Origin of the sequence: Chitinophaga jiangningensis (genome assembly GCF_900142605.1) — a bacterium.
Classification (GTDB): domain Bacteria; phylum Bacteroidota; class Bacteroidia; order Chitinophagales; family Chitinophagaceae; genus Chitinophaga; species Chitinophaga jiangningensis.
In genome coordinates, this window is sequence record NZ_FRBL01000002.1 from 525,999 (window position 1) to 551,728 (window position 25,730).

Consider the following 25,730-nt stretch of genomic DNA (forward strand, 5'->3'; position numbering starts at 1 on the left):
GTTATTTGCCTATTTGTTTTTTAAAGAATGTGATATATTTTTTATCCTGCTCTTCGAAGCATTTTCCTTTAGACTTGTCATTGGCAATACGAAAGTTTTCCAGCGCCATTTCCGGCTCGCCTGCTTCATAGTAAACCTTGCCTTTCAGGAATTCCCAGTCGCTCATAATGCCTTTATTTTTCAGGTAATTCCCCAGTTCTTCCACCCATTTTATTGCATTGGGATAATCCTGAATTTTCAGGTAATTCTCCACCATCCACTCAATTACGTTGGATGAATCACCATAATCTTTTTTAGGTTCCGGGATCATTGCCAGGCATTGCTCATACTTTTCAAAGGAAGCCCTATAATCCTTTTATAGAAAATCTTCATACGCTTCATCGCTCAGGGCGTCAAATGCATTGTAAATGGGTTCCGGCAGATCGAGGTATTTTTCAACTTGCATATGGGTTATTTTTATCAGATAACACCTATAAATTAGTATAAAACGCCTAAATAGCCAAGGCAAATACTATTTTATCCCCTATCTTTCCACTCAAATCATTCCAAGCCTTATGATCCAAAAACCTCACGTTACTAACATCGCCAACAACGAGTGGGCATTCATCCAACCCGCAGCATTTTCCAATGAAGAAACCCTGCAGCAATACACTGTAGCCGTAGGAATGCTGGATACCAATGATGTTTACGCCGAACTGATTCTGAAAGCGATCATTAAGGACCACCCCTATCACCTGGATGCCTACAACCACTTATCCGTGGCGTTCAGAAACCAGGAGAAAGCATTTGAAAGCTACCTGGTAGCAGAGAAGTCATACCGGCTCGGTAGAGAATGCTTTCCTAAAGAATTTAAGATAAAAAACGCCAGACTCCCCTATATCAACTCCGACAACCGGCCCTTTCTTCGCGCATGCCATATATGGGGACTGGAACTGCAGTTCAATGAAGAATATGAAAGAGCCATTGAGATATTTGATGAGATGCTGCAACTGAATCCAAACGATAACCAGGGAGCCAGGCACCTGAAGCTGGAATGCCTCTTTGTGCTGAAGGATTTTGCTGCAGCAAACCAGTTGCTGCAAAGCTACCCTGGAGAGTCGTCCATTGAATTTACCTATGGAAAAATTTTCATTGCCATATTAGCAGGTGACCAAAAAAGTGCGGAACAGCTTTTAGGAGATGCGGTGGCCACTAATCCATATTTACCCGCAGAGATTGTGAAGAAGCGGCATACACCACCGCCGGGCTTCCTGGACGAGGAAATAACCGTAGGTTCCCGGCATGAAGCGTATGAGTACTGGTTCGACTATGCAGATATCTGCATGCAGCAGCCAGTGATCGAGTTCTTCGAAAGTATGAAACCAGTCTGGAGCAAGAAAAAAAGTAAGTAAAGCAGCTTCGCAGCTGCTTTACGCATAAGTTTAATATCCGCCGGAGGCTCCTCCTCCACCGCCATCACCACCGCCAAATTCAAAACCATCCTTCGGCGGAGCACCTACCTTGTTAAACGTTTGGGCGATAATCAATGACTCAAGCTGCACCGCCGCTGCCTGGTCTTCGTCCACTTCCTCCGAAGTGAACCCGTTCTTCGGCGTTTTCAGGTAACGTATAAGTATATACGCTATGAGTATCATAGCCACCCCTGCCAGGGTCATGGCTACTTCCAAAGGTGCAATACTGTGGTAGTACCGGATGGTAAATACCATAGCAGCTACCAGTACCAGCCCCGAACGAAGCAGGGTTCTGTTTTTTCTATAAATGCCAAAAAAAAGATACACCAGCGGTATCAGTACGGTGCTCACCCAAAATATCTGTTGGCTTTGCTCCGTTACCTCGCGGACAATGAAATAATTACCGGCGGCATACAAGGTGAGCAAAGAGAGCGACTGCAATACCATCGCATTATTTTCGTAGTACTTATTTTTCAGATTGCATGCCGCCAGATATATCCCGAGCGACGCCGCCATGATCAACCATGGGCTGGAACTAAAACTAAACAACAGGAATATTACACCGGCGAAAGCTGCCGCCGTGGCCAGCATATCAGCGAAACGCAGACTAAAATAAGCACCCAACATAGTTACTATCACCGCTATTCCACGCTCCGAATCCCCGCCGTGATTAAACATAATGAAGGCACTCACGATACAGATGCCGCTGCAATAAATTAACGCATCGTCGGCACCGGACTTATAGTGATGTTTTTCCCTGATCAGTAACTCCGCCCCCACATAACTTATTACACCAAAGAAGACCAGCAACCCGCCAAAGGCATTGTCCGACCCGCCATGTACCATCATTAAGGTAAACAAACCCAATGAGAATCCCACAATGATCGCAGTGAGAATAAAGATACCTAGACGCACGAAAAAATTCGGTGTATAAAACGCCACCGGATGCGCTGCAATAATCGCATCCTTTTCCTCCGCCGTGATTAACTGTTGTTTGAATGCCTGTTCTGTAGCTGCAACCACCTCAAGGTGGTCCAGCTGGGTTTTATTATAAGCTAGCATGTTTGATCTTTTTATTGGCTTTTACTAAGAAGACGATCAGGCCGATGGCAGAAGCAATGAAATATAGAAAACCTGTATATACTGCACCTATATCATCTACCAAAATCAACAGGCGAATAATCACGTAACTCACCGCCACATAAGCATACAACGATACGATGAGCAAAAAGTAAAAGCTCCGGTGTTTAAAGGCATCCCTAAAGCACCAACAACAGCCTGCGGCCAGCAGGATAAACCACACAAAATAGTAGTTAATACCCTCGCTGATAGTAAAACCGAAGTCGCTACTAAACATCCCAGCCAAACAAGCGATGAGAAATATATGCGTACCGAAATTGCGGTAAGTAAAACCGAAATGCGCTTTCTTGTGGAAATGATTGCTCAGAAAGTCAGCCAGGCAGACCCCCACGCCCAGCAAAGCACCGGTTCTGATCAGGTGTGAATCGTTCAGCGATAAGCCACCCATCAATGCATAAGGCGAAATATTTACCCCCAGCCAGGCAGCGAAATTGGTAATGGCCAGACTCAACACACCAATATGATCGAAGTAGTACGCACTAAACAACAGCACCACCAGCGGAATAAATACGGCCGTGCCGTAATGATTGGCAAAAACCGTGTAGGTGCCTTGCAAGTAGGTGATAAAAGTGATGAAGAGCAGACAGCCCAGTAATAAAATATAATCGAAAAACGGCGTCGGGGACGATACTTTTTCCCATGTAAATGGCTTTTTGTGCCTGTAACAATAATAGAAACAGCCCGCACAAGCCGCGGCAATGGCTACCAATATCACCTGGTGACCAATAGTATCAATGTTTTTATAAACGAGGATTCCCAACCCGCCACTCAATAATAATACACCCAGGTACAGGATCGTTTTCAATTCCCAATGGAGGCTAAACAACCTGGTAGCAGCGGCGTTTTGGAGCTTGTCAGCGGAACCCGGGGACAGGTGTCCGGCGCGCTGCAGTTTGTCGAACAAATGGATATTCATGAGTGGAAAAATAGGATATTCCCGTCAGGTTTCCATACTTTCCATTTAATATACATCAAGTATCTCCAGCTCCATCTTATTAAATTGAAAGTGATCGCCTGGCTTTTTATGTAGTAATAGTCGCGCCAGCGGGGCTTGTGGTGAAAGGAAAAATACCTGCTGGTCATCGATCAACTGTTTGCCCAGGCCGGCGGCAATATAAAAAGCATAGGAGGCACATTGTATAAAGGCTCCTGATTGTACCGAGGCAAAAACGGTGTTGGTGGCAACTTTCATCAGCTGATCCAATTCTTTTTTGTGCTCCAGTAGTTGCCGGGTATACATATCTTTCTGCAGATTCCCCATCGCACGACCAGTTTCATATTTATCCCCTGCTGAGCTTTTCTCCTCGCTGTTAGCTGCTTCCTGTGCAGCATCAATTGCCAGCTTTGTAGCTGCTATCCTTTCAGTAATAATGGCTTCCCCGGTGGACTTCAAACGGGTTTTGAATGCTACTTTTTCCTCGTTTGTCATTTTTGAAAACTTAATACTCCCTGGTAAAACTAGTAAAATTAGCTTTAATGGCCGTTCATATCTCCCTGTACTATACTTATAAAAGCTGTGTTGTCGAAATCACACTCTAATCAATAAATTTTGTAAATTAGATACATAACCTCAACCGCGAAAAACCATGTCTAAATCAACCAAACAAAAATTGCAGGAACTAGCGCATGAAGTGAAGCTGCTAAAGGAGCAAAAAGCGCAGCTTGGAACCCAGGAAGAAAAAAAAGCCGCAATATTGGATATGATGATTGCCATAGCAGAACAGGAGTATAATTTGGAAGCCCGCAAAAAACGGGCACCCGCGGCTGGCAACAGCCAATTCCCCGGGCTGTCCGGCGAACAGTTTTAATTGATCCTTGCATCGCCAGGTCCAGCACTGCCTTAGGGGTGAAGCTGCTGATCATCGACGGCGACTTTCTTCAATAAAAAATGCGACAGAGCAGGGCCCTGTCGCGACAAATTTTATTCTACTATACTGGACGATGCGGTTACCGGCCTGTCAGCATACTTCCACGCGGCATTAAAGTCTGCCAATGCCTGCTGCGCAGCAGCATCCTTATGTTGCTGTAGCAGCGCGTTGTGCAGTCCTATCAGTGCCCAGCCATTCTTACGCCATATCTTCAGATCCTGGCGATACACTTGTTCTGCCTCCTTGAATTTACCGGCTTTCAGCAACACTGCTCCCAGATGATGACGAACGGAAAAGAACCAGTCCGGCGGTTCGTTGTAATTCAGATTATCCTCAATAACCACGGCGGCTTTCAGGAAAGCGACCGCAGTATCTAACTGGTTCGCCTGTACGGAGATGCCGGCGGATAACACTTTATGGGCGATCTGCACCAGGTCGGCCGAGGTGTTGATGCCCCAGATGGTAAGGTGTTGTAAAATAGTATCTGTACTTAGTTTATTCAGACTGTCCATTTCTTTCCGTGCACCTGCGAGGTCATGTTTGCCCAGAAAGGCCATGCCCCGCGCATAATGCCATACCGCCCGGGGGTATACCAGGTCGCTACCGGGAGCCGGCATTGCGATGATCGTATCCCACATGGATAACTTGGCAGCGATATAATAAGGAATGGTATAATAGTGTTGGAGCGTACTCCATCCCGGCATGCGCATGATCTCTCCGGATATTAGCTCCTGCAGCTTCGTAGCAGATTTCCAGGCGAGGGCTGTATTGCCTTCCAGCGTGGCGGTAGCGGCCAGGAAATGATAATTATGCGGATACAGCCCCAATGGATAGGTTCCTGCAGCATAGCACGCCGTGGTATAAGCGCTGTCCACTTCTACTGCCCGCACGTTGGTCAGGGAACCGTCGTGATAATCGCCGGTATTGATATAGATGTGCGAAGGCATGTGGAGCAGGTGACCTGCGCCGGGCACCAGTGTTTCGAGCAACTTTGCACTCGGCAGTGCCTTTTCAGGTGTAGCGGATGCTTCCAGCGCATGGATATAAAAGTGATGCGCTCCCGGATGTTTAGGGTTTAGCTGCATCAGGTGCTCCAGGACCTTAGTTACAGGAGGTGTCCACGGTTTAGGTGTTTTTGTTTTTTTATCATAGAGATCCCATGGATGCAGGTCCATCAGGGCTTCAGCGTATAACGCTCCCACGTCCGGATCGGAAGGATACTGGTCATACACTTTTTTCATGGCAGCAGCATAGGCGCTGTCGAGCGGCGCACGATTGGCCGGCGGGTTCTGTGCATAGCGAGTGGCGAGCGCCTGTATTAATGCATTTTCCTTAGGGGTAGCGTTGGCAGCTAATGCCTGCGCTTTTACCACTGCTTCATAGGCACGCTGGAAATTATCCGGTTCCATGCCACCATTATAGTTGGGTCCCAGCACATAGGCAAAACCCCAATACGCCATGGCTGCACCAGCATCCAAGCGGGTAGCTTCAAAAAACGACCTGGCCGCCTCTGCATGATTAAAGCCATAGGCCAGCATCATCCCCTGGTTAAAGTAGGCCTGCGCTTCCGGCACGCTGGTGGTGATTTTAAAATCAATCCCTTCCAGTCCTTTAAATAAAGGTGCTTTTTTACCGGAGGAATACCAGGCTTTATCAGTGGTGCGGGGCACGGCACAGCCTATGGTGGGCGCGATGCTGTCGGCAGCCTGCTGCTCTTGGGTCCCCTGGGGACTATTACAGGCAAAACAAATAATGATGGAAATAATTGAAAAGCAAAGCTTTTTCATGATTCAAATTTTGGAGTTGACGAAAACAAAACGTGTACAGATATAGATCGTGGTATGGGGCTTGGGGAATTCCTGGCTTGTAAAGCTAAATTAAGAAAATTTCGGATTTTAAGGTAGTTGTTGGCTATTCGAAAAAAGCTGCGGGGTATTCCACCGTTCCAGTTACGCCCTGGAGCGCACCTGTTGCCAGTTCGATCACCATGCAATTTTCGTCGGGCACGTCGAATGGGAGGCGAATGCCATATTCCGACGCTTTACGGTAGCCAAATTTGGGATAGTAGTCTGCATGCCCGAGCAGAACAATGGCCTTATAGTCAAGTGCCTGTGCTTCCAGATGCGCCGCCTGGATAAGGGCAGCTCCTATTCCTTTGCCCTGGTATCTCTGTAAAACAGCAACAGGAGCCAGCGCCAACGCTTCAAAGGCTGTGGCTTTATCATTTACAATTTTAATTTTTGTTAGCAAGATGTAACCCACGAGCTGCCCATCGGCTTCGGCCACGAGCGACAGCTGCGGCATGAAAGCGGCGGATTTCCGCAGGCGTTCTACCAGGAACTGTTCCTGGTGGTCGCTCTTTGCCTCGTTTTTGAAGGCATCTTCGACCAGGTCAAATACAGCGTTATAGTCATTGCTGGTTTCGGGACGAATATGCAGTTGCATGTATGTAGAATTGAATTATTCTCTCATCGGGATATAAATATCGAATCTTGCGCCTTTTTCCAGCTCGCCTGTGGCGATAACAATGCCATCGTGATTCTCCACTATCTTCTTTACGATGGCGAGCCCTATACCTGTTCCCTGGTAGGTAGCTTTATCATGCAGGCGCTGAAACACCTCGAATATTTTGTTACTAAACTTCTGTTCAAAGCCTACGCCATTATCCTGGACGGAAATGTGGCACAGCTGCGTATCTGTTGCATAAGCCGGCAATAATTTCTCCCTGTTATCAATAGTTTCACATTTTACCTCAATCACTGGTGGAATACCGGGGCGGGAAAATTTAAGGGCGTTACTGAAAAGGTTTTGCATCAGCTGCCTGAATTTCAGCGGAATAATACTAGGGGTACAGTTATGCTGTACTATAATCGTCGCGTTTTTTTCTGCTATCACTTCGCTGAGATCCGACTTAACCGCTTCAATGATTACATCCAGGCTGGTTACTTCAAACTGGCCATCCGTATTCCCACGTAAACGGGTAAACGAAAGTAGGTCTACAATCAGTTGCTGCATGCGCGCAGCGGCTCCATTCATGCGATGGAGAAAGTCCCTGGCACGCTCGCTGAGGTGCGTTTCATCCATTTCAATAATGCGGGAAGCAAAAGTTTGAATTTTTCGCAAGGGTTCCTGGAGGTCGTGGCTGGCGATATAGTTGAAAGAGGCCAGCTCCTGATTTTGTTTGTTGAGTTCCTGATTTTTTAATTCAAGGGTTTCATTGGCCAGCCGTAATTCTTCCGTGCGTTCTATCACCATTGTTTCCAGTTCTTCCGCCAGTTTACTCAATTTTTGTTCGCTTTCAATCAATCTTTTGTTGGCTATTACCTGCTCTGTAACATCAACAGCGAGTACCAGCAGGGCATACATTACCCCAACGGAATTGCGCAATGGTTCCACGGCAAAATCGAAATAATGGAGTTCCTTTGCATGATCCGGTGCGATATTAAGCCGAAGCGGAAATTCCTTCATGGCGAGTGGTCGCTCGGACTGATATACCTGGTTAAGGATTTCCATGACCCCTTGTCCATCAATTTCCGGAAACACTTCCCGGACGGTTTTGCCCACAAGATCGCTTTCACTACGATTCACCATTTTTTGATAAGCAGCGTTCCCCAGCACAAATTTGAAATCTGAACCCTGTACCACTGCTATAGCAGCGGGGGCAACTTTGAATATATTATGCAGCTGCGACTGGGCATCGGTTCTGATCTTATGTGTTTTTATCTGGCCGGCTACACGGGCCCGCAGTTCCTTTGCGGAGAAGGGTTTGATCAGGTAATCGTCCGCACCGAAATCATAACCTTCCATCCGGCACTCTTCCCCCGCCCGGGCGGAAAGTATGATTACCGGCAGCGATGCAGTGGAAGGACTGCTGCGGATTTCACTTACCAGCTGGGCCCCATCCATAATTGGCATCATTACATCAGTAAGTACCAGGGCCGGCTGTTCCCTCCGGATTTTGATCAGTGCCTCCAAACCGTTGACTGCACAGATGACATTGTAATCCTTTTCCAACAGGGCCTTCAGATATTGGCGCATGTCGGCATTATCATCTACGACTAATATAGTATCCTTTCCAATATCACTTGGGGCCTGCCCTGCGGCAGGATTGATACGGTCAGTTACACGCATGTTCCGCAGCATGTCCGTAGCTTCTTCCAGATAAATATCCGACATCACATCCGGGAAGGATAGCGAGGTACTGATTTGCGTTTGGGAGAGGTGAGCGTTTCCCACGGGAATGGTCACACGAAAAACAGAACCAGCGCCTTCTTTACTTTCGACTGTAATCTGGCCCTTATGAAACCACACAAGTTCACGCGTGAGTGATAAGCCGATTCCGCTGCCTTCATAGCTGCGTCCGGCACTGCCCTGTACCTGGTGGAAACGTTCAAAGATCTTTGTCAGGTCTGCAGCTGGTATTCCAATGCCGGTATCCGATACTTCCAGTACCAGCTGTTCGTTTGTGGTAAACAGCTTTACGGTTACGCTTCCTTTCCAGGTATATTTGAATGCATTGGACAACAGGTTGAATAATATCTTTTCCCACATCTGAATATCTACATATACCGGCTGGCTGATAGCCTCTATGTGAATATTATAAGCCAGCCCTGCTCTATCCATTAAAGTATTGAAGTTACTGGCAAGCTTTTGCGTGAGGGTGCCTACATCTACCTTAGTAAAATTAGCCTGCATTTTTCCGCTTTCAATCCGGCTGAAGTCCAGCAATGTATTCACCAGCTTTAGCATGCGCAGCGCATTGCGATGGGAGGCATCCATCATCTCCTGGTGCCGGGTAGAAAGGTCAGCATTGTTTTCCAATAAGGATTCCAGGGAACCTAGTATTAAGGTAAGTGGCGTTCTGAACTCATGACTAATGTTGGAAAAGAACACGGTTTTGGATCGGTCAATTTCAGCCAGGGCTTCTGCCCGTTTGGTTTCCTCTTCCAGCACCAGCATTTTACTCAATTCTAACGACAAGCGTTCTGCAATGGAGATACAAAACTGTTTGTATACATCGTCATACAACCGGTAAGGGCTCAACGCAGTAATGATCAATGCATATGGATATTCTTTGCCGGGAATGCCGATGGGGATATAAGCCAGTTGGCTGGGAGGCACTTTCCAGAAGCCGGTGGGCAGGTCAGTGATATCCGGGTTAACGGGCGCCAACACAATTTTGTTTTCATGAATAGCGGTATGTATTGTTGAATCTGCCGCCTGCAGGGAAAAATCTGCTGGCAACACATTGCTGTTTTTATGCATCCCAATTGAAGCTTTCAGGCGAACGCTGGCATCATCCTGTTTAATTTCGTATATGCCTGCAAAAGGGAAATCCTTGTTATTGGCACCTAAAGATTCAATAATATTTTGGTACAGTGTATCCGTGATGCGTTTATCAAAGCTGAGTGCACCTACTTCTTTGAGAGTGGCCAGTTGCCGGGTGGTAATCACTCTATCCGTTTCATCTTCACAAACACAAAACAGGCCTTTGACTACCCCGTCATCCCCGGCAATGGGGCTATAGGAAAAATTGACATAAGTTTCTTCTGCATAGCCTTTCCGGTGCATGATAAACATGGCACCGTCGTCGTAGGTACCTTCATTCTGATACACCTTATCTACCTTAGGCTGCAGTTCTTCCCATACTTCCGACCACACGGTTCTGCCACTCATACCCAATGCCTGCGGGTGTTTAGCGTTCAAAAATGCCGCATAGGCATCGTTGTAGAGATTTATTAATGATTCTTTTCCCCACCAGATAAACATGGGTTGGGGTGAGGTCAGCATGATTCTTATACAGGTTTTCAACGATGCATCCCAGCTCTGCGGAGCACCCAGGATGGTTTGTTCCCAGTCATAATCGCGCATCATGGCTCCCATCTGCCCGCCACCCATTAAAAAACTACCCGCGCCTGAGGACGCTGGCAACTCCTTATTTGCCTGAACATTCACGGACATATATTGCCCCATAGTCAGATGATTGATTTGTTAAAATCACCGGTTAAAACAAAATTTTCCCGTAACGGACGCTCCCATGCATGGTTGCGGATATAGTTTATTGACAGATGCAACACTTCTTTTAGATGTGTAAAATCAGTAGGTTTTTTGATATAGAAACAGGCGCCTTGTTTATAGACCGTATCAGCTATTTCTTCTTCCATTGAAGTAGAACAGATAACCACCGGGAGAGATTTAAGTTTATCGCTTGCTTTAATTTCGTGGAGGCATTCCAGTCCCCCTTTGCGGGGCATGTTCAGATCAAGATACAGCACGTCCGGTAATTCACTGTCGTGCAATGCATGTAACCGGTTAATCAAACTATCACCATCATGTACTATCATCAATTGAAAATCCAGGGGCAATTCAGTTAATGCATCCTCTATCAGCAAACAATCGTCCTGGTCATCATCTGCAAGTATGATTTGGATTTTTGGGCTTCGCATAACTAAATATAAGCAATTGGAGTTACAAAAAGTACGGTGGGTTCATATTAATTATTGATGCATAGGTATTTACAGATATTGATAGGTGTTATGTTGATGAGGTTGGTATTTCAGCTGACACCTTCGGTGTCAGCTGGGGAGCTGCGCTGCACGCGGCACGGATGTTTTGGGAAGGAGATAGACAGCATAACTGCTTTTAAAGATTGTTACAGGCATGCAGGATCTTCCACATTTCACGCGGAATATCCTGCATACATATCAGCTATTGCGTGCACTTATTGCCTGGACAGTTCCACCATTCCTTTCACCTCAGCTACGGCAGCATCGTCACCACCGGAGAAGCCTGTGAAGCGGAATCGGATATTACCGTTTTTATCAATCACAAATTTAGTAGGGATACCTTTTACACCATAGCTGTCTACCACCTTGTTAATGCCGGTGGCTGGGTCTTTCAGGTCCATCAGTACAGTAAACGGATATTTATTGTCGTGTACAAATTTTCCGGCGGCGGCAGTTGGATTTGGTTCGCCACGCTCCCAGGTGTGTACAAACAGGAATACCACGTCAGGATCGTTTTTATAGAGGCCTTGCGCCTTTGCCATTGCAGGGAAGGAAGCCTTACAAGGGCCGCACCAGGTAGCCCAGAAGTCGAGCACCACTGTTTTTCCTTTTAATTCGGAGAGCGTTACTTTTTTACCTTCCAGGTCAGTGAGGGTAAAATCAGCTGCTTTTTCGTTGATCATCTGCCCGGCGAGTTCCTTGCGCACTGCTGCGTCCAGCCCACCTTTCAGGCTATCGATATATTGTTCAAAGCCCTGTGTGCCACGTATTTTTGTGTAGGCCTCCGACAGCATAGTTTTGCTGGAAGGCGTAAGCATACCCTTGGCGGCTACTTCGCTGAGGCCAGTGAAAGCATTTTGGTAGTCACCTTTGGTGAGTTGAATTTTCGCTAATGTTTCTAAAGTGGCAGGACTCGGTTTACCACCTTCTGCTTCTACTACGCGTTGGATATATACGAGGGCTGAATCGTATTGCTGCGTTTCATAAAGTGACTTCACATACATTCTAAGATAGCCAGGATATCCTGTGGCAGCGAACTTCGCGCCTTCTTCATCTTTTCGTGTGGTTTTAAATGCCCATGCGTCATCAATCGCTTTCAGTATCAATGGCTGCGCCTCCGCATAATGTCCTTTTTTCATGAACATACTGGCAGTACCTGACCAGCCTTGTCCTTTCCAGAAGGGGGACTGTATTTTTTCAGCGTATTCCAGTGCCTTAGGTACATTATCAGCTTCTGCATAAGCCATACCCACTGCATTCGCTGCATAGTCATAGGCGATCACATCTTTATCACCTTTTACCGGTGGAAATTTCTTCAGCCATTCCTTATACAGCTGCTCTTTTTTTACCGGATCTTTTTCATCATATACCACCTGCACCGCATTATTGCGTGCAACCACTCCTTTGGGAAACTGTATTGCTGCCGCCTTTTGGATGGAGTCAGATACGCTGTTTTTCTTAAGCTGGAAAAAATAGGTAGCTGCGGTAATCCAGTCCTTCTCAGCTTTACTTTTCAGCAGGGCATACATTTTATTAACCAGCAGATTTTGTTGCTGCTCGTTACCTTTGAGGAGGGCATCGTATTGTTTGCGGAGAGTATCCTGCTTTTGCTGGGCGATGGCACTGCCTGTTGCCAGCACCAAGCAGCCGCTGATGAGGACGAAGAGTATTTTTTTCATGGTGGTATGTTTTTACATTCTGTTTCGTGGTGAGTATTGGGTTTTGTCTTTTATGCTCGCAAAGACATATTGGGCTTTTGGCGCCTTCGGCGCCAGGGAGCGATCTTTTTTGCACGCAAAGCAGCAAAGCAGGTAAGCAGCCAAGGCTTGTGTTTTGTTGTTTGTTGTAAACATCAGAACAGGTAAGCAGAAGGCTTGTGTTTTGTTGTTTGTTGTAAACATCAGAACAGATAAGCAGTTAAGGCTTGTGTTTTGTTGTTTGATGCAAACATCAGAACAGATAAGCAGCCAAGGCCTGTGTTTTGTTGGTTAAGACTCCTCTCCAGTCAAAAAATTTATAGAACAAATTGCAGGCCTTTGCTGCTTATACCCCTTATGCTGCTTTGCGAGAAAAAAAGACCGCTGTAAATCCGCCGAAGGCGGATTAGTTATAACCTGGGTTTTGCGTCAGCGCTGTATTCAGCTGACGTTGTGCATCCGGAATCGGATACAGTACATCCGTACTTTGCCAGGTGGCCGGGCGCATGCCTCCCACTACTTCATCCGCGCGGGATTTGGATGGGTCCACCCTTCCCGGCGTACGTTTGAGATCAAACCAGCGGGCTCCCCATTCTCCAAACAACTCTGCCTTTCTTTCATTTTCAATCGCGAGCAGCAGGTTAGTTTGGGAGATGTTATTGTCTAACATTGACAGGCCTGCGCGTGACCGGATTGTGTCCACATCAGCAATGGCGCCACCGAGGTTGGCAAGTTGTGCACGTGCTTCGGCGCGGATCAGGTATTGTTCAGCGAGTCGCAGCACTACATTGTACTCATTACCGGTAGTGGCACCGGTAGGTAGTACACGTAACTTGTATTTTGTAACCACCTTATAGTTGGTACCTCCAATCACCGTAGGGGTGATCCAGTTAGCCTTGCGGAGGTCGCCGGCTTCCATGCTGTTATAGAGTGTATCCGTTGCCGTTAAGGCTGGTACTACTCCCGGTGTAGCGGCAAAGCTGCCTCCTTTGGCGTCGGTATTGGTAGTGAATACGGACAAACCGTTGAGCGTGGCAATCTGCCAGATGATCTCATTGCTGGTATTGCTGAAGATGGTATTCAGGTCTTTATTCAGACTATAAATACCGGATTTAATCACCGCATCAGCTGTTGTTTCCGCCAGCTGCCATTGTTTGGTGTAGAGGTATACTCTTGCCAGCAGCGCGTTTACGGTTTGCTTATTTACACGGGATCTTAATGTAGACGGATAAGTATCCGTGAGGAGTGCCTGTGCTTCTGTCAGGTCCTTTTCTACCTGTTTCCAGACGTCAGCAGCTGGCGTACGCGCCAGTGAAGCGTTGCCGACAGGATCATCGGTAAGCGGCATTGGTACATCTCCCCAAATATTTACCTGTTGAAAAAGAAGGAAGGCTCTCCAAAATTTTATTTCACCCATCAACTGGTTCTTTAACCCGGTGGATAAAGTAGTGCTTTTAGTAACGCCTTCCAGCATGGCGTTGGCCTGCGCCAACGGTGCATAACTGTACGCCCATAGGTTGGTAGCAACATAACCATTGGTAATGGTGATACTGTTATTTTTAAACTCATCTAAACTGGCGTTGGGCACATTATTCTGCAGCTCATTGGCTGATATGCCCGGCAGCTGCGTTAAAGGGAACATCAAATCCCTGGTGAAAGAAGCATTGTAAATTCCCAGCACTGCACTCGTGGCAGTAGCATCTGAAGCAAAAGCCTGGTCCAGCCCTACCTGCGTGGCAGGTGCGCCAATTTCCACCAGTTTTTTACAGGAAGAAAACACGGTACCTGCCAGCAATAACGCCGCTAATACCTTTTTATTTATGAAGCTGTGATACATGACGATTCCGATTTTAGAATGAACAGTTTATACCAAATACAATGGTTCTCAGCGGAGGCATTGCTAAACCACCGGTTCCCAGGCCTGGCGCACCACCGGCCTGGCTGGTTTCCGGATCAAAGAGGTATTTGCTTTTAGCCCAGGTAAACAGGTTCTGACCTTCAGCATACAGCCGTAGGTTGCTGATTTTTGCTTTGGCCAGCCATACTTTAGGGAAAGTATAAGAGATCGACGCATTTCTCAACTTAGCGAAACTGGCATCTCCCCATAAAGCAGTAGAACCGGAATACGGCGTATAGCCGTTATAGATAGGAGACCCTGACGTGGTGGTCGCCGCCGGGAAAAAGGCCTCATCCCCTGGCGCTCTCCATCTGTCGAGCGCGGAAGTATTATAATTACTCCTGCTGGCACCAATCGGTGTACTGATGTTATTGGTAGATCCTTTGCGGTGGTGAAACTGCAGGAAAAAGCTCAGGTCCCAGTTTTTATAGGTGAAGTTGTTGGTGATACCTCCAAAGTAAGGTGTACCCGGCTTGATTACCTGTCTGTCGTTATTGTAATCAATAGCGCCATCCTTGTTCACGTCTTCATACTTAGGAATACCGGTATTGGGATCATAACCTGTGTACACATATCTTCTTACCACGTCAATTGGCTGCCCTACGAGATAGCTGCTGGCATAAAACGATTTTTCAATACCAGGGAAGGAGATCAGCTTGTTTTTATAGAAGGTAAGGTTGAAAGCGGTTGTCCAGGTGAAGTTTCTTTGCTGGATATTTTTTGTGTTCAGCTCCAGCTCCACGCCGTTGTTCTGCACCAGTGCCGGCAGGTTCACGGTATAGCTGTTGTAGCCGGCCTGTGTAGCCAGTGCAGCAGATAACAGCTGATCGTTGGAGCGGTTCTGATAATAAGCCCCGGTGAACATGATCCTGTCTTTCAGGAAGCCCAGTTCCAGCGCTGCTTCCAGCTTACGGGTAGTTTCCCATTTTACAGCAGGGTTAGGCAATACCGGGCGATACAATGCATTGGCACCCTGGTAAGTACCGGCGCTTGACAACAAAGGCAGGTAAATGTAATTGCTGATCTGGTCATTTCCGGTACTACCGTAGCTACCTCTCAGTTTACCAAAGCTCAGCCATGGTAATGCCTCCGCAACAAAATCTTCCTGTGTAAACAACCAGGCAGCTCCTACGGCGCCAAAATCCGCATAGATGTTATCGGGACCAAACCTGGAAGATGCATCGCGGCGGAAAGTGAGATTCAGCAAGTATTTCTGCCTGTAATCGTAATTGATTCTACCAAACAGGGATGCAAACTTATAGTCGATATAAGTAGAGGAGCCGGTCAGCAAACCAGCACCGGTGAGGGTTCCCATCAGTGCTTCGCTGCTGTAATTAGTGGCGGAGATGTAATTCCCCTGCATTAAGCTGCGTTGGTAGGTTCCACCCACGAGGAAGTTAAACTGGTTTTCCTTAGCGCGCAGACTATAATCCAACGTAGGCTCTACGATGTAGTTCTGCAGTTTGGTATTGGAAAAGTAGGCGTACGATTGTGGATTATTTGCCGGGTTCTGCGTAGACGCAGGTGTTGGGTTTACCTGATCCAGCCCAGTATTGGTATAGCCCAGGTTCACTTTAAAGTTCAGGTTTTTGATGATGGTGTAACGGAGGTTTCCGTTGGCCAGCATGGTACCGGTATTATTGGTATAACGGCGCTGCAGCAGGGCAATAGGATTGCTGAATCCTGACGACCATACCAGTTTACCGGTGGCATCATACAGTGGCATGTTAGGAGGCAGGTTGTATAGCGTCAGCAGGTCCTGGCCTGGCAACACCGTTTTATCACTGGAATAACTGGCGGTAACAGCTGCGTAAAAGCGGTTATCAGCAGAAGTGTGATCTGCTGTGAGTCGGCCGCTATAGCGGGTGCTGTTAAAATCACCCGGGTATACGGTGGTTTCTTTATGATAGCCGCCGCTAAACATGAAATGCGTTTTGGCGTCACCACCGGAAACCTGGAATTGTCCGTCCGTGGTATGGGAGGTACCGCCAACAAGCATATCCTGCCAGTCGGTATAGGCATGCTGGTCCCATACGGTGAGCTCCGGCGCATTGGCTGCCGTAGGTGTCACGCCATCGTTTTTGAATGCTTCCCTGCGCAGTTCCAGGTATTGTTGTGTATTCAACATGGGAATCTGGCGGTTCAGTTCACCGAAGCCCGTATATACGTTTGCGTTAAATTTCGTTTTACCGGCTTTTCCTTTTTTAGTCGTGATCAGGATAACACCGTTAGCGCCTCTGGCGCCATAGATGGCCGTTGCATCGGCATCTTTCAGGATATCCATGCGTTCAATATCATCCGGGTTAATCATGCTGAAAGGGCTGATGCCCGCGTTCGCGCCGCTGGTACCCCAGGAGTTGAGGTTGTCTGAAGGCGGATAGGAACCGTTATAGTTCGTGAAGGGCACCCCATCGATGATATAGAGCGGTACGTAGCCGGAGTTCATGGAACCTTGTCCGCGAATTTGAACCGTTACAGCACTACCCGGCAAACCATTTGTTTGCGTGATCTGCAGGCCGGGCACGCGGCCAGGCAAGGCGACCAGCGGGTTGGAGATCGGTTGCTTTTCGATGTCCTTTGCAGTAAGGCTGCTTACAGCGCCGGTGTTCATTCGTTTGGTGGTGGTACCGTAACCGATTACCACGGCTTCATCGAGCGATTTCACATCTTCTTCCAGCACAACGTTGATGATCGCACGCCCTCTGATACCTACCCGCTGTGGCAGGAAAGAGATATAAGACAGCACCAGCTCTGCATTGGCAGGCGCGTTGTTGATAAAATATTCCCCCTGCTCGTTGGTCATGGCACCCAGTGGTGTACCGGGAATCACCACCGATACAGCAGGCAGTGGATTACCTTTGGTATCTGTTACTTTACCTTTTACGATAATGCCGTCTTGCACCTGTTGCGGTGCGGCAGATGCATTTTTCAGCCGGATGGCAATGAATTTTCCTGAGATGGAAAATGCAAAAGGCTGGTTGCTGAAAAGTGTATTCAGCACGTCGTTAAGCTCCTGGCTTTTCACCGAGATATTTACAGGGGCAGCCTGACTCAGCTGATTTTTCCCGTAAATGAAACTAAAGCCTGTTTGTTTTTCGATTTCCTGGAACGCTTTTTCCAGTGAACCTGATTTCATCGTCATCGTCACCTTCTGTGCAAATGACTGGGTGGCCGTCAGTAGCAAGCCCATCATCAAACAAATGCGGGCATAGCTGGTAGTAGCCCTTTTTTCAGCAGGTGGCTGGCATAGTAGACTTTTCATCTTTCTTCCTAGCATAGCTTCTGGTTGATTTTTAATTATTAATACCGTCGTTGCGGTGGTTCAGGACATACCTTTCCTTACTGTCAGGCTTGGTGGGGACCTGCAGGTAAATATTGTGCTGGTGTATAATCTATTTCATTACTGTTACTTTCCTTCCTTCAATCCTGAAATGCACGAGATTGGTCATCTCCAGCAGGTTTAGCAATTGAGAAACGGGGACATCCCTCGGAATTTTTGCAACAAATGAATCTCTGACGTTGGCCTGGTACACTACTTCAAGATTGTAGTAGCGCTGAAGCTCCGACATAATGGTGTTGATATCGCTGCCATTAAAATAGAATAGCCCGTCTTTCCAGGCGGTGGCCGATGTCAGGTCGGCGTTCGTTGTAAGCTGTATTGTGCCGTTGTCTGATGCGGTGGCCTGCTCTCCAGGTTTCATCAGCCGGGATACGGTGCTGGTATTGAATTTCACTGCCCCGTCGACCAGGGTAAGTTGGATGTTTGACTCGTCGGCATATACCCTAATATTAAATGAGGTACCGAGTACATCTACCGAATAGCTTTTGTTGGCGGTGCTAACGGTAAATGGCATATTACTGTTTTGTGCTACTTCAAAATAAGCTTGTCCGGTGATGTTTACCGCACGTGTTTTGCCGGTAAAGATGGTTGGATAGGTGAAGCTGGAGCCTGCGTCTATCCATACTTTGGTACCATCTGCCAGAATAATTTTGAGCGGGCGGCTGCCGGCAGGCAAACTGATGGTATTGGTGCTGGCGGTAGCGCCGCTGCCGGAATAGGCGATTTGCCCATCGGCGGTTTTGGCTACGTTTACACCTCCCTGTACCGCGATGGTGCCATTGCCGGCACTATCCAGCAGTATCTGCTGACCGTTGCCGAGCGTAAGCACGGCGTGGTTGGCCGACGGCGCGGGAATATCATTTTGAAATCGTTCTGCCTGCGGCGCAAGCCGTACTTCCTTAGGCCTCAACAGTACTATGGATACACTCACCATCACCAGCACAGCAGCAGCTGCGGCCCATTTGTACCAGCGCATTACCGGTCGGGCAGCAGGTTTGCGCAACGTTTCTTCCAGGCGCAGGCGGATGGCTGCTTCCATTTCTTCCTTATTCCCCAGCGTATGTTCATCCCAGTTTTCCTGCCGGGTAAGGGCATTGAAAACCTGGTTATACTGCATCAACTCCGCATCTGTGGCGGTGCCTGACACAATCTTCTCTGTTAAAAATATCAACTCTTCTCTGGTCATACGTAGGTGTTCCATTAGTATGGCAGTTTTAAAAATCAAGACCCCTAAAAGGTTCAAAAAAAAATTTCAATCGGGTAGGATACTAACTACAGTGGGTAACAACGGGGAGTAGTAACAAGGCCAGCAGATGAGGATCTACGGCAGTTCTGATGCGCTTTAGTGCAATGGTTTTCTGTGCTTCTACTGTTTTTATGGAGAGATTCAGTAAATCTGCTATTTGTCGATTCGTCAGCTGCCCATCTCTGCTTAATAAAAATATTTCCCGGCATTTTTCCGGCAGATCCATAATGGCCTGCTGGATGATAATTTTCAGATCATTGAGCTCCAGGAAGTCCTGTGGGCCTGGTTCTGCCGGGAGGGTTATCCCTGCCAGCTCTGCATAGAAGTCAGCCCTGATTTTACCGGAACGGATATAATTAATTACTTTAAACCGGACTGCGCTTCTAAGGTAAGCAGGTACTGTTTGAATGTCCAGCTCCGTGCGCTTTTCCCATAGCCACGCAAAAATGTCCTGTACAATATCCATACAGGCATTTTGATCTCTCAGCAGATAAAAGGCTGACTGGTACATACCAGCCCAGTGGCGGGAGTATAGCAGGTCGAATGCCTGCACATCACCTCTTTTCAACATGCTTACCAGTTCCAGGTCACTATAAGCGTTATCCCTTGTCAAATTTGCGCATTTTCAGGCACTAAAATAAAGAAAAGGAGGTTAGCATGTGGGAGGATTTTTTGCTTGCAAAGACTTATTTGCTTTTAAGGCGCCTTCGGCGCCAGGAAAGCGATCTTTTTGCTCGCAAAGCAGCGAAGCAGGTAAGCAGCAAAGACTTGTGTTTTGATGTTTGTGAATTAGCTAAGGCTTGTGTTTTGTTGTTTATTGCAAACATAGGAGCAGCGAAGCAGGTAAGCAGCTAAGGATTGTGTTTTGTTGTTTGGTGTAATTGCCGGTCCGCCTTCGGCGGACGAGAAACTATTTAGGGAGAGGCCTCAGGCCTCTCCCTAAATAGATACTTGCTGATTAATACAATCTGTAAAACAGCGTTTTGCCGTTACCGGTACCGGTGCTGCCGGTAATAGTAATATGGCCGGTATTGCCGTTGCCATCATAGCCGGAAGCCAGGTTGTAGCTGGAAGTACAATTAGTAGCCGTGTGTGGCACGTTTTGTCCGGAGCTGCCGAGTTTAAAACCGTTACCATCACCGCTGCCGCCGTAGCCGTTGTTGGTAGCGGTGCAGTTGGTAATTTTTACGGTATAAGGCTGCCCGTACAAGTCCCAGCCATCATCAGAATTATGATTGGCGGTACAGTGATCAAACAGGTTACCGGCCCCGGCAGAGAGCTTGCAGGCAAAGCCATCAGCATTTTCACCTCCATTCTGTGTGTCATAGTTGTCGTTGGACTTACAATAGCTGATGTTGTTGTGGTGCGACTGATTGTAGATCTGTAAGCCTGAATCATGGTTGCCGGAAGTGGTAACGTTGTACACGTAGTTATAGCCACCATACTGGAATACGAGCCCGCAGTCGGGGGCATTTTTGATGGTCATGTTGGTGATGTTCCAGTAACTGCCGTTACATTTTACTCCCCATCCGGAGGAAATGCCTGAGCAATCCAGCACACCACCGGTAAAATTGATTTTGGACGTGGAGGTGCCGCTGTTAAGTAATTGTAAGGTACTGGTAAGTTTGATAGTGCCGCTAACAGTAATGATATCGCCTGCTTTTGCCGCGCTGATAGCGGATTTCAAGGCTGATTCAGTAGTAACGGTAATGCTTTCGACATTGGCAGCAGGTTTTGGGGAATCGCTGCCGGGAGATGCTACATCGTTCTTTTGACAACTGGCAAATACAATGCATAGCATCATCATAATAGGGGATTTTTTCATAACAGTGAATTTTTATGAGTGGAATTATTGCGCGCCGGGTTATCCTGAAATTCGTAAAATAATTGATTGGGAGATAGTCATTGCGTCGATTTATTTACGCAATCGTTATCGGCAACGATTGCGTGACCTGGCGGGCGTTTCCACTGCATTTATACCGCAGTGGGCGGGTAATAAAAAGGCCGCCGGGTGGATACCTGGCGGCTCTTCATTTATCAACCTATAATCTGTGTTATATACATTAGAATTGCTTACGTGTTAATGCATGGTTTCCGTTCACGAAAAGCTGATATTCAGACTACTTATCACTGTGAAAGTTTAATCCGGCTTATTTCCCAATTTTTACTGCCGGCACGGTTACATCATCGCGTACTTCCTCCGTGGCGTTGGTGATGAGGGTATCGCCGTCGTTCAGTTCACCAAAGATTTCTGTTTTACCGTCTTCGCTGCGACCGGTAGTGATAGGCACCCATTTGGTTTTATGGTTGTCAATCTTAATTACAAAAAGGCCTTTGGTAGAATTCAGTACCGCGGTGGATGGAATCACGAAATTGGTGGTAGCGCTGTTAAGCGGGATATTCACCTCTGCCACCATTCCTGGCAGCAGACTTTTATCGGTGTTAATTACATCCAGTTCTATATGTTGAGATCTGAGTCTTTTATCGAGCGCACCCGCCATACGCACAATTTTGCCGGTAAACTTACGGTTGTTGAGCGAGCGAACGGTAAAGCTCACTTCATCCTTGCCATTCAGGTAAGCGCTGTAAGCCTCCGGCACGCTCACCACTAAACGAAGTTTACTTTGCTGCTGCAAGGTAAACATAGGCAGTTCGGAACCTTTACCGGTAGGGCCTACATAGGCACCGGTGCTCACGTTACGCGCAGTAATCACACCGGAGAAAGGCGCCCGTATGGTCAGGTAATCCCTGTTGTTACCAATTTCACGCAGGGAAGCTTTGGCTGCTTCCAGCTGTGCGAGATCAGATTTTTGTCGCGCAAAGGCAATGTCCAGGTCGTTCTGTGACACCGTTCCCGGCGTTTTGCTGGTTTCCAGCAAACGATCGTAATTAGCCTTGCTGGAGAGGTAAATAGCCTCCTGTGACTTGAGCCTGGAATCGGCACCGGATAACTGGGAATTGATTTCAGGTGCTTCCATGATGGCTAGCACTTGTCCTTCCTGCACCTGGGAGCCCACATCCACATTCAGCTTTTTCACAAAGCTGCTGACTTTGGCGTAAAGGTCTACAGAAGAAAAGGCCACCAGTTCACCGGGGATTTTGATATTGGAAGACAGGTTGCTTCTTTCCAGTGCAAAAGCCTGGAGGGCAGGCGCCGCTTCCGCAGCAGCAGATTTTTCGTCTTTAGCATCGGAGGTACCGCAGCTCTGCAGGCCCGCAGTAAGGGCTATCGCCGATAATAAAGGAAAAAATAAACGCAGACCGCTATTCATATGATATTATTTATTGAATGATTTGTAATACTATTAATTAACTTCCGGAATGTAGTGAATGCTTTCTTCATCTCTCGGATGCAGGGAAACACTTTGTGTAGTGGTACGTTTTTGTCCCCATGCAAACGCTAACGGCAGTACGAACAGTGCCGCAAACGTGGAGGCAATCAAACCACCCACTACTGCCCTGCCTAATGGCGACGACTGATCGCCCGCTTCACCGAGGCCGCTGGCCATAGGAATCATACCTACCACCATCGCTAGTGCCGTCATCAGGATAGGCCTCAAACGTAATGCCGCCGCCTCTCTGGCTGATAGTACGGCATCGCCGTTTGCTTTGCGTAGTTGTTCCGCATTGGTAATCAACAGTACCGCATTGGAGATAGATACCCCAACGGACATGATCATACCCATGTACGACTGCAGGTTGAGCGTAGAGCCGCATATCATCAGCAGCAACAGGGAGCCCAGCAATACCGCAGGTACGGTGGCCAGTACGATACCTGACACTTTAAACGACTGGAAGTTTGCCGCCAGCATCAGGAAGATCACCACAATCGCCACTACAAGGCCACTCTGTAAGCTGTCCAGTGTTTCGGTGAGCGTGCTGCTCATACCAATCAGGTCCACACTTAAGCCACGCGGAATTTCCCCCAGGTTTTTAATTGCTTTCTGCACATCTTTACCGGCATAGCCGAGGTCTTTTTTGTTGATACTGGCAGTCACGGTCAGCATCGGCATGGCACCCAGGTTATCGATTTCACCATAGGTGGTACCGTCTGTAAGCGTGGCTACGTCTCCCAGTACTGGCCTGGAATTGTTTTTCATCAGCGGGATCTCGGTGAGGTCCTGTTTGCTGGCCATCTTACTTTCCGGAATCTGTACCTGTACATTGTAGCTGTTCGATATTTTTTCATCCACCCAGATATTTTTTTCCGTAAAACGGGAGGAAGAGGTAGAAGCAGTAACCGAGCGGGAAACATCAGCCATATCCAGTCCCAGCTGTGCTGCACGTACGCGGTCCACATTTACATTCACGGATGGATATTTAACGGACTGACCGATTTGCACATCGCGGAGGTATGAAATCTTTTTCAGTTCATCCACCATTTTTTGTGCGTACAGTTCATTCATTTTTTTATCACGGCCAGAGAACCTTACCTCTATAGGTGTTGGTGATCCCTGGCTAAGGATCTTATCTGTCAGCTCAATTGGTTCGAAAGATAACTTCATCTGCGGATTTTCCTTCGCCATTCTGTTCCTGATTTTATCCTTCAGTTCGTCGAGGTTTACATGGTAGTCTTCTTTCAGGGCTACCTGTAAAGCTGCTTCATGCGGACCCGCCATCCAGAGGAAGATAGGGCTGGTAGAGAATTGCTGGGGATGTGTACCTACATAAGCAGAGGTAATGGCAACATTTTCCTTACCTACAATTTCACCGATGGCATTGGTTAGCTTGATGGTTGCAGCTTCCGTATTTTCGATACGGGTACCATCCGGTAAGCGCATACGAATCTGGAATTGACCTGAGTTTACCTTTGGCAGTACATCGCGGCCGATATTGGCAAACAGCAATGCTACTATTCCTCCTACGATCACGAGGTAGCTGATTACTACAATTCTGCGGTAAGGCATGAGCCGGTCCAGGAAGCGGAGGTAGCGGAAACGGAGTTTTTCAAACCGGGAGATTTTACCGTCGCGGTTACTATCTTCCTGTCTTACTAATATTTCCTTCTGATCCCAGGTATTTTTTTCACTACCGGCAGGTAATCCGGCCGCTTTATATTCTTCCGCATCTGTCATGATGTGGCCGTCTTTAGCTTTGTGATGTTTTACTTTCATCACCCAGTTGGCCATTACCGGTACAAAGGTTTGTGCCAGGAAGTAAGAGATAATCATGCTGAACCCGATCGCCAGTGCCAGCGGCAGGAACAGGGATCCCGGAATACCACCCATGGTAAATGCAGGGGCAAATACCGCGAGGATACAGAAGAGGATCAGCAATTTAGGGAAGGCGATTTCCTGACAGGCGTCCCATATGGCCAGGGCCTTGGGTTTGCCCATATCCAGGTGCTGGTGAATATTCTCAATTGTTACTGTACTCTCATCCACCAGGATTCCGATAGCCAGGGCGAGGCCGCTGAGCGTCATGATATTGATCGTTTGCCCTGTAAGGGTTAGGAACAATACTGCGGAGATGATGGAGGTAGGGATGGTTAGAATAACGATGAGGGCCCCGCGGGCATCTCCGAGGAAGAGCAGTACCATCAAACCGGTGAGAATAGCACCGATGATACCTTCCGAGAGGAGACTTTTAACGGAGTTGATTACGTAGGTGGATTGGTCAAATTCATAACTCAGCTTCACATCTTCCGGAAGTTGCGACTGAATACGTGGGATGGCTTTTTTCAGGTTTTGTACTACTTCCCAGGTAGAGGCATCCGCGCCTTTCGCAATACTCAGGTATACCGAGCGACGGCCGTTCACCAGCGCATAGCCGGAGGTTACGTCGGCTCCATCCTCTACGGTGGCTACATCTCTCAGATATAAATTTTGTACATCCCCTTTAAACAGCGGGATATCTTCAAAATCCTTTACTGTTTTGATGGTGGTATTGATGGGGGTGATAACGTTTTTATCACCGATACGCACGTTACCCGAAGGGGAAGTTTGGTTATTGAGGCGCATGGCTTCTACCAGCTGATCCGGTGTAAGGTTGTGCTGGCGGAGCAGCTCAGGATCTGCTTTGATCACCACGGTACGCACGTTACCACCAAACGGCGGAGAGGCAACCAGGCCGGGGATGGAGGTAAAGGACGAGCGTACATATACGTTTGCCAGGTCGAGCAATTCGTTGTTACTGCGCTTGTCGCTGCTCAATACCAGCTGCCCAACCGGCAGCGTGGATGCGTCGAAGCGGATGATAAACGGCGGGTTGGAGCCGGGTGGGAAGATGGCCTGAATCCTGTTGGAAAAGGCGCTTACTTCCGCCGCTGCCTGGGCCATGTTGGTACCCGGGTAGAAGTTGATCTTCATCAGGGTGAGGCCCTGGATATTTTTGGTTTCAATACTTTTCACCCCGTTTACAAACAGGAAGATATTAATGTATTGTTTAGCGAAATAGGTTTCCATCTGGGCGGGGTTGTAACCGCCGAAGGGGTGGGAAACGTAGATCACCGGCAGATCCAGTTTGGGAAAGATATCTACTTTGATACTCGTCACCGCTTTGATCCCGAAGAAGAACAAACCGGCTACCAGCACCAGGATGGTAATAGGTTTTTTAAGTGCAAAGCTTATCAGATTCATAATAGTC

The 25,730-nt window shown here is 47.6% G+C and carries 18 protein-coding genes; 2 read left to right on the forward strand and 16 right to left on the reverse strand.

Translation table 11 applies throughout. The features are described 5' to 3' along the window. Position 1: 1 nt before the first annotated feature. On the reverse strand, positions 2–310 hold the full coding sequence (locus tag BUB18_RS06710) for a tetratricopeptide repeat protein (protein WP_218587997.1): 309 nt from the start codon (positions 308–310) through the stop codon (positions 2–4). Between the two features lie 244 nt (positions 311–554). Here BUB18_RS06710 and BUB18_RS06715 point away from each other — a divergent pair, with 244 nt between their 5' ends. After that, positions 555–1,391: a tetratricopeptide repeat protein gene (locus BUB18_RS06715; RefSeq protein WP_073079266.1), complete on the forward strand. Its 837-nt coding sequence runs from the start codon at positions 555–557 to the stop codon at positions 1,389–1,391. A 30-nt stretch (positions 1,392–1,421) separates the two neighbouring features. Here the strand turns inward: BUB18_RS06715 and BUB18_RS06720 are convergent, their stop codons facing one another. Genes BUB18_RS06720 through BUB18_RS06730 form a run of 3 tightly spaced genes read right to left on the reverse strand, consistent with a single transcriptional unit; the run spans position 1,422 to position 4,020 of the window. After that, on the reverse strand, positions 1,422–2,513 hold the full coding sequence (locus BUB18_RS06720) for a hypothetical protein (protein WP_073079268.1): 1,092 nt from the start codon (positions 2,511–2,513) through the stop codon (positions 1,422–1,424). Beyond that, positions 2,500–3,507: a DUF2157 domain-containing protein gene (locus BUB18_RS06725; protein WP_073079270.1), complete on the reverse strand. Its 1,008-nt coding sequence runs from the start codon at positions 3,505–3,507 to the stop codon at positions 2,500–2,502. The genes BUB18_RS06720 and BUB18_RS06725 overlap by 14 nt, the downstream gene beginning before the upstream one ends. Positions 3,508–3,552: 45 nt before the next feature. After that, on the reverse strand, positions 3,553–4,020 hold the full coding sequence (locus BUB18_RS06730; RefSeq protein WP_073079272.1) for a hypothetical protein: 468 nt from the start codon (positions 4,018–4,020) through the stop codon (positions 3,553–3,555). Positions 4,021–4,177: 157 nt separating this feature from the next. Here BUB18_RS06730 and BUB18_RS06735 point away from each other — a divergent pair, with 157 nt between their 5' ends. Continuing rightward, positions 4,178–4,399, forward strand: coding sequence for a hypothetical protein (locus tag BUB18_RS06735; RefSeq protein WP_073079273.1), 222 nt, complete (start codon positions 4,178–4,180; stop codon positions 4,397–4,399). Positions 4,400–4,512: 113 nt separating this feature from the next. Here BUB18_RS06735 and BUB18_RS06740 read toward each other — a convergent pair whose 3' ends face one another. From BUB18_RS06740 to BUB18_RS06800, 12 genes are all read right to left on the reverse strand, one after another. Further along, positions 4,513–6,246 (reverse strand): tetratricopeptide repeat protein, encoded by a 1,734-nt coding sequence (locus BUB18_RS06740; protein ID WP_073079274.1) that lies wholly within the window; start codon positions 6,244–6,246, stop codon positions 4,513–4,515. Between the two features lie 124 nt (positions 6,247–6,370). Continuing rightward, positions 6,371–6,904: a GNAT family N-acetyltransferase gene (locus BUB18_RS06745; RefSeq protein WP_178372097.1), complete on the reverse strand. Its 534-nt coding sequence runs from the start codon at positions 6,902–6,904 to the stop codon at positions 6,371–6,373. Positions 6,905–6,919: 15 nt separating this feature from the next. Then, positions 6,920–10,432 (reverse strand): ATP-binding protein, encoded by a 3,513-nt coding sequence (locus BUB18_RS06750; RefSeq protein WP_083549451.1) that lies wholly within the window; start codon positions 10,430–10,432, stop codon positions 6,920–6,922. A 2-nt stretch (positions 10,433–10,434) separates the two neighbouring features. Further along, positions 10,435–10,905, reverse strand: a complete 471-nt coding sequence (locus BUB18_RS06755; protein WP_073079275.1) for a response regulator — start codon at positions 10,903–10,905, stop codon at positions 10,435–10,437. A 275-nt stretch (positions 10,906–11,180) separates the two neighbouring features. Further along, positions 11,181–12,644, reverse strand: coding sequence for a TlpA disulfide reductase family protein (locus tag BUB18_RS06760; protein WP_073079276.1), 1,464 nt, complete (start codon positions 12,642–12,644; stop codon positions 11,181–11,183). 424 nt (positions 12,645–13,068) lie between these two features. Beyond that, the gene (locus BUB18_RS06765; RefSeq protein WP_073079277.1) at positions 13,069–14,499 is read right to left on the reverse strand and encodes a RagB/SusD family nutrient uptake outer membrane protein; all 1,431 of its coding nucleotides are present in this window, start codon (positions 14,497–14,499) and stop codon (positions 13,069–13,071) included. Positions 14,500–14,512: 13 nt separating this feature from the next. Beyond that, on the reverse strand, positions 14,513–17,836 hold the full coding sequence (locus tag BUB18_RS06770; RefSeq protein ID WP_083549453.1) for a TonB-dependent receptor: 3,324 nt from the start codon (positions 17,834–17,836) through the stop codon (positions 14,513–14,515). A 115-nt stretch (positions 17,837–17,951) separates the two neighbouring features. Next, positions 17,952–19,100 carry a FecR family protein gene (locus BUB18_RS06775; RefSeq protein WP_083549455.1) on the reverse strand — a complete coding sequence of 383 codons (1,149 nt, stop codon included), beginning with the start codon at positions 19,098–19,100 and terminating at the stop codon, positions 17,952–17,954. 67 nt (positions 19,101–19,167) lie between these two features. Continuing rightward, positions 19,168–19,758 carry an RNA polymerase sigma-70 factor gene (locus BUB18_RS06780; RefSeq protein ID WP_083549458.1) on the reverse strand — a complete coding sequence of 197 codons (591 nt, stop codon included), beginning with the start codon at positions 19,756–19,758 and terminating at the stop codon, positions 19,168–19,170. 345 nt (positions 19,759–20,103) lie between these two features. Then, entirely contained in the window at positions 20,104–20,970 is an 867-nt protein-coding gene (locus tag BUB18_RS06790; RefSeq protein ID WP_073079280.1) for a right-handed parallel beta-helix repeat-containing protein, read from the reverse strand. Positions 20,971–21,295: 325 nt separating this feature from the next. Beyond that, on the reverse strand, positions 21,296–22,417 hold the full coding sequence (locus tag BUB18_RS06795; protein ID WP_073079281.1) for an efflux RND transporter periplasmic adaptor subunit: 1,122 nt from the start codon (positions 22,415–22,417) through the stop codon (positions 21,296–21,298). A gap of 33 nt (positions 22,418–22,450) precedes the next feature. Further along, positions 22,451–25,723 carry an efflux RND transporter permease subunit gene (locus tag BUB18_RS06800; RefSeq protein ID WP_073079283.1) on the reverse strand — a complete coding sequence of 1,091 codons (3,273 nt, stop codon included), beginning with the start codon at positions 25,721–25,723 and terminating at the stop codon, positions 22,451–22,453. Positions 25,724–25,730: the final 7 nt, after the last annotated feature.

Excerpts from the sequence above, each read along its gene's own strand:
- BUB18_RS06790 (WP_073079280.1), bottom strand. The coding sequence starts at position 20,970 with ATGAAAAAATCCCCTATTATGATGATGCTATGCATTGTATTTGCCAGT.
- BUB18_RS06730 (WP_073079272.1), bottom strand. The coding sequence starts at position 4,020 with ATGACAAACGAGGAAAAAGTAGCATTCAAAACCCGTTTGAAGTCCACC.
- BUB18_RS06720 (WP_073079268.1), bottom strand. The coding sequence starts at position 2,513 with ATGCTAGCTTATAATAAAACCCAGCTGGACCACCTTGAGGTGGTTGCA.
- BUB18_RS06745 (WP_178372097.1), bottom strand. The coding sequence starts at position 6,904 with ATGCAACTGCATATTCGTCCCGAAACCAGCAATGACTATAACGCTGTA.
- BUB18_RS06800 (WP_073079283.1), bottom strand. The coding sequence starts at position 25,723 with ATGAATCTGATAAGCTTTGCACTTAAAAAACCTATTACCATCCTGGTG.
- BUB18_RS06760 (WP_073079276.1), bottom strand. The coding sequence starts at position 12,644 with ATGAAAAAAATACTCTTCGTCCTCATCAGCGGCTGCTTGGTGCTGGCA.
- BUB18_RS06795 (WP_073079281.1), bottom strand. The coding sequence starts at position 22,417 with ATGAATAGCGGTCTGCGTTTATTTTTTCCTTTATTATCGGCGATAGCC.
- BUB18_RS06755 (WP_073079275.1), bottom strand. The coding sequence starts at position 10,905 with ATGCGAAGCCCAAAAATCCAAATCATACTTGCAGATGATGACCAGGAC.
- BUB18_RS06710 (WP_218587997.1), bottom strand. The coding sequence starts at position 310 with ATGATCCCGGAACCTAAAAAAGATTATGGTGATTCATCCAACGTAATT.
- BUB18_RS06725 (WP_073079270.1), bottom strand. The coding sequence starts at position 3,507 with ATGAATATCCATTTGTTCGACAAACTGCAGCGCGCCGGACACCTGTCC.
- BUB18_RS06735 (WP_073079273.1), top strand. The coding sequence starts at position 4,178 with ATGTCTAAATCAACCAAACAAAAATTGCAGGAACTAGCGCATGAAGTG.
- BUB18_RS06740 (WP_073079274.1), bottom strand. The coding sequence starts at position 6,246 with ATGAAAAAGCTTTGCTTTTCAATTATTTCCATCATTATTTGTTTTGCC.
- BUB18_RS06750 (WP_083549451.1), bottom strand. The coding sequence starts at position 10,432 with ATGGGGCAATATATGTCCGTGAATGTTCAGGCAAATAAGGAGTTGCCA.
- BUB18_RS06775 (WP_083549455.1), bottom strand. The coding sequence starts at position 19,100 with ATGGAACACCTACGTATGACCAGAGAAGAGTTGATATTTTTAACAGAG.
- BUB18_RS06715 (WP_073079266.1), top strand. The coding sequence starts at position 555 with ATGATCCAAAAACCTCACGTTACTAACATCGCCAACAACGAGTGGGCA.
- BUB18_RS06765 (WP_073079277.1), bottom strand. The coding sequence starts at position 14,499 with ATGTATCACAGCTTCATAAATAAAAAGGTATTAGCGGCGTTATTGCTG.
- BUB18_RS06770 (WP_083549453.1), bottom strand. The coding sequence starts at position 17,836 with ATGCTAGGAAGAAAGATGAAAAGTCTACTATGCCAGCCACCTGCTGAA.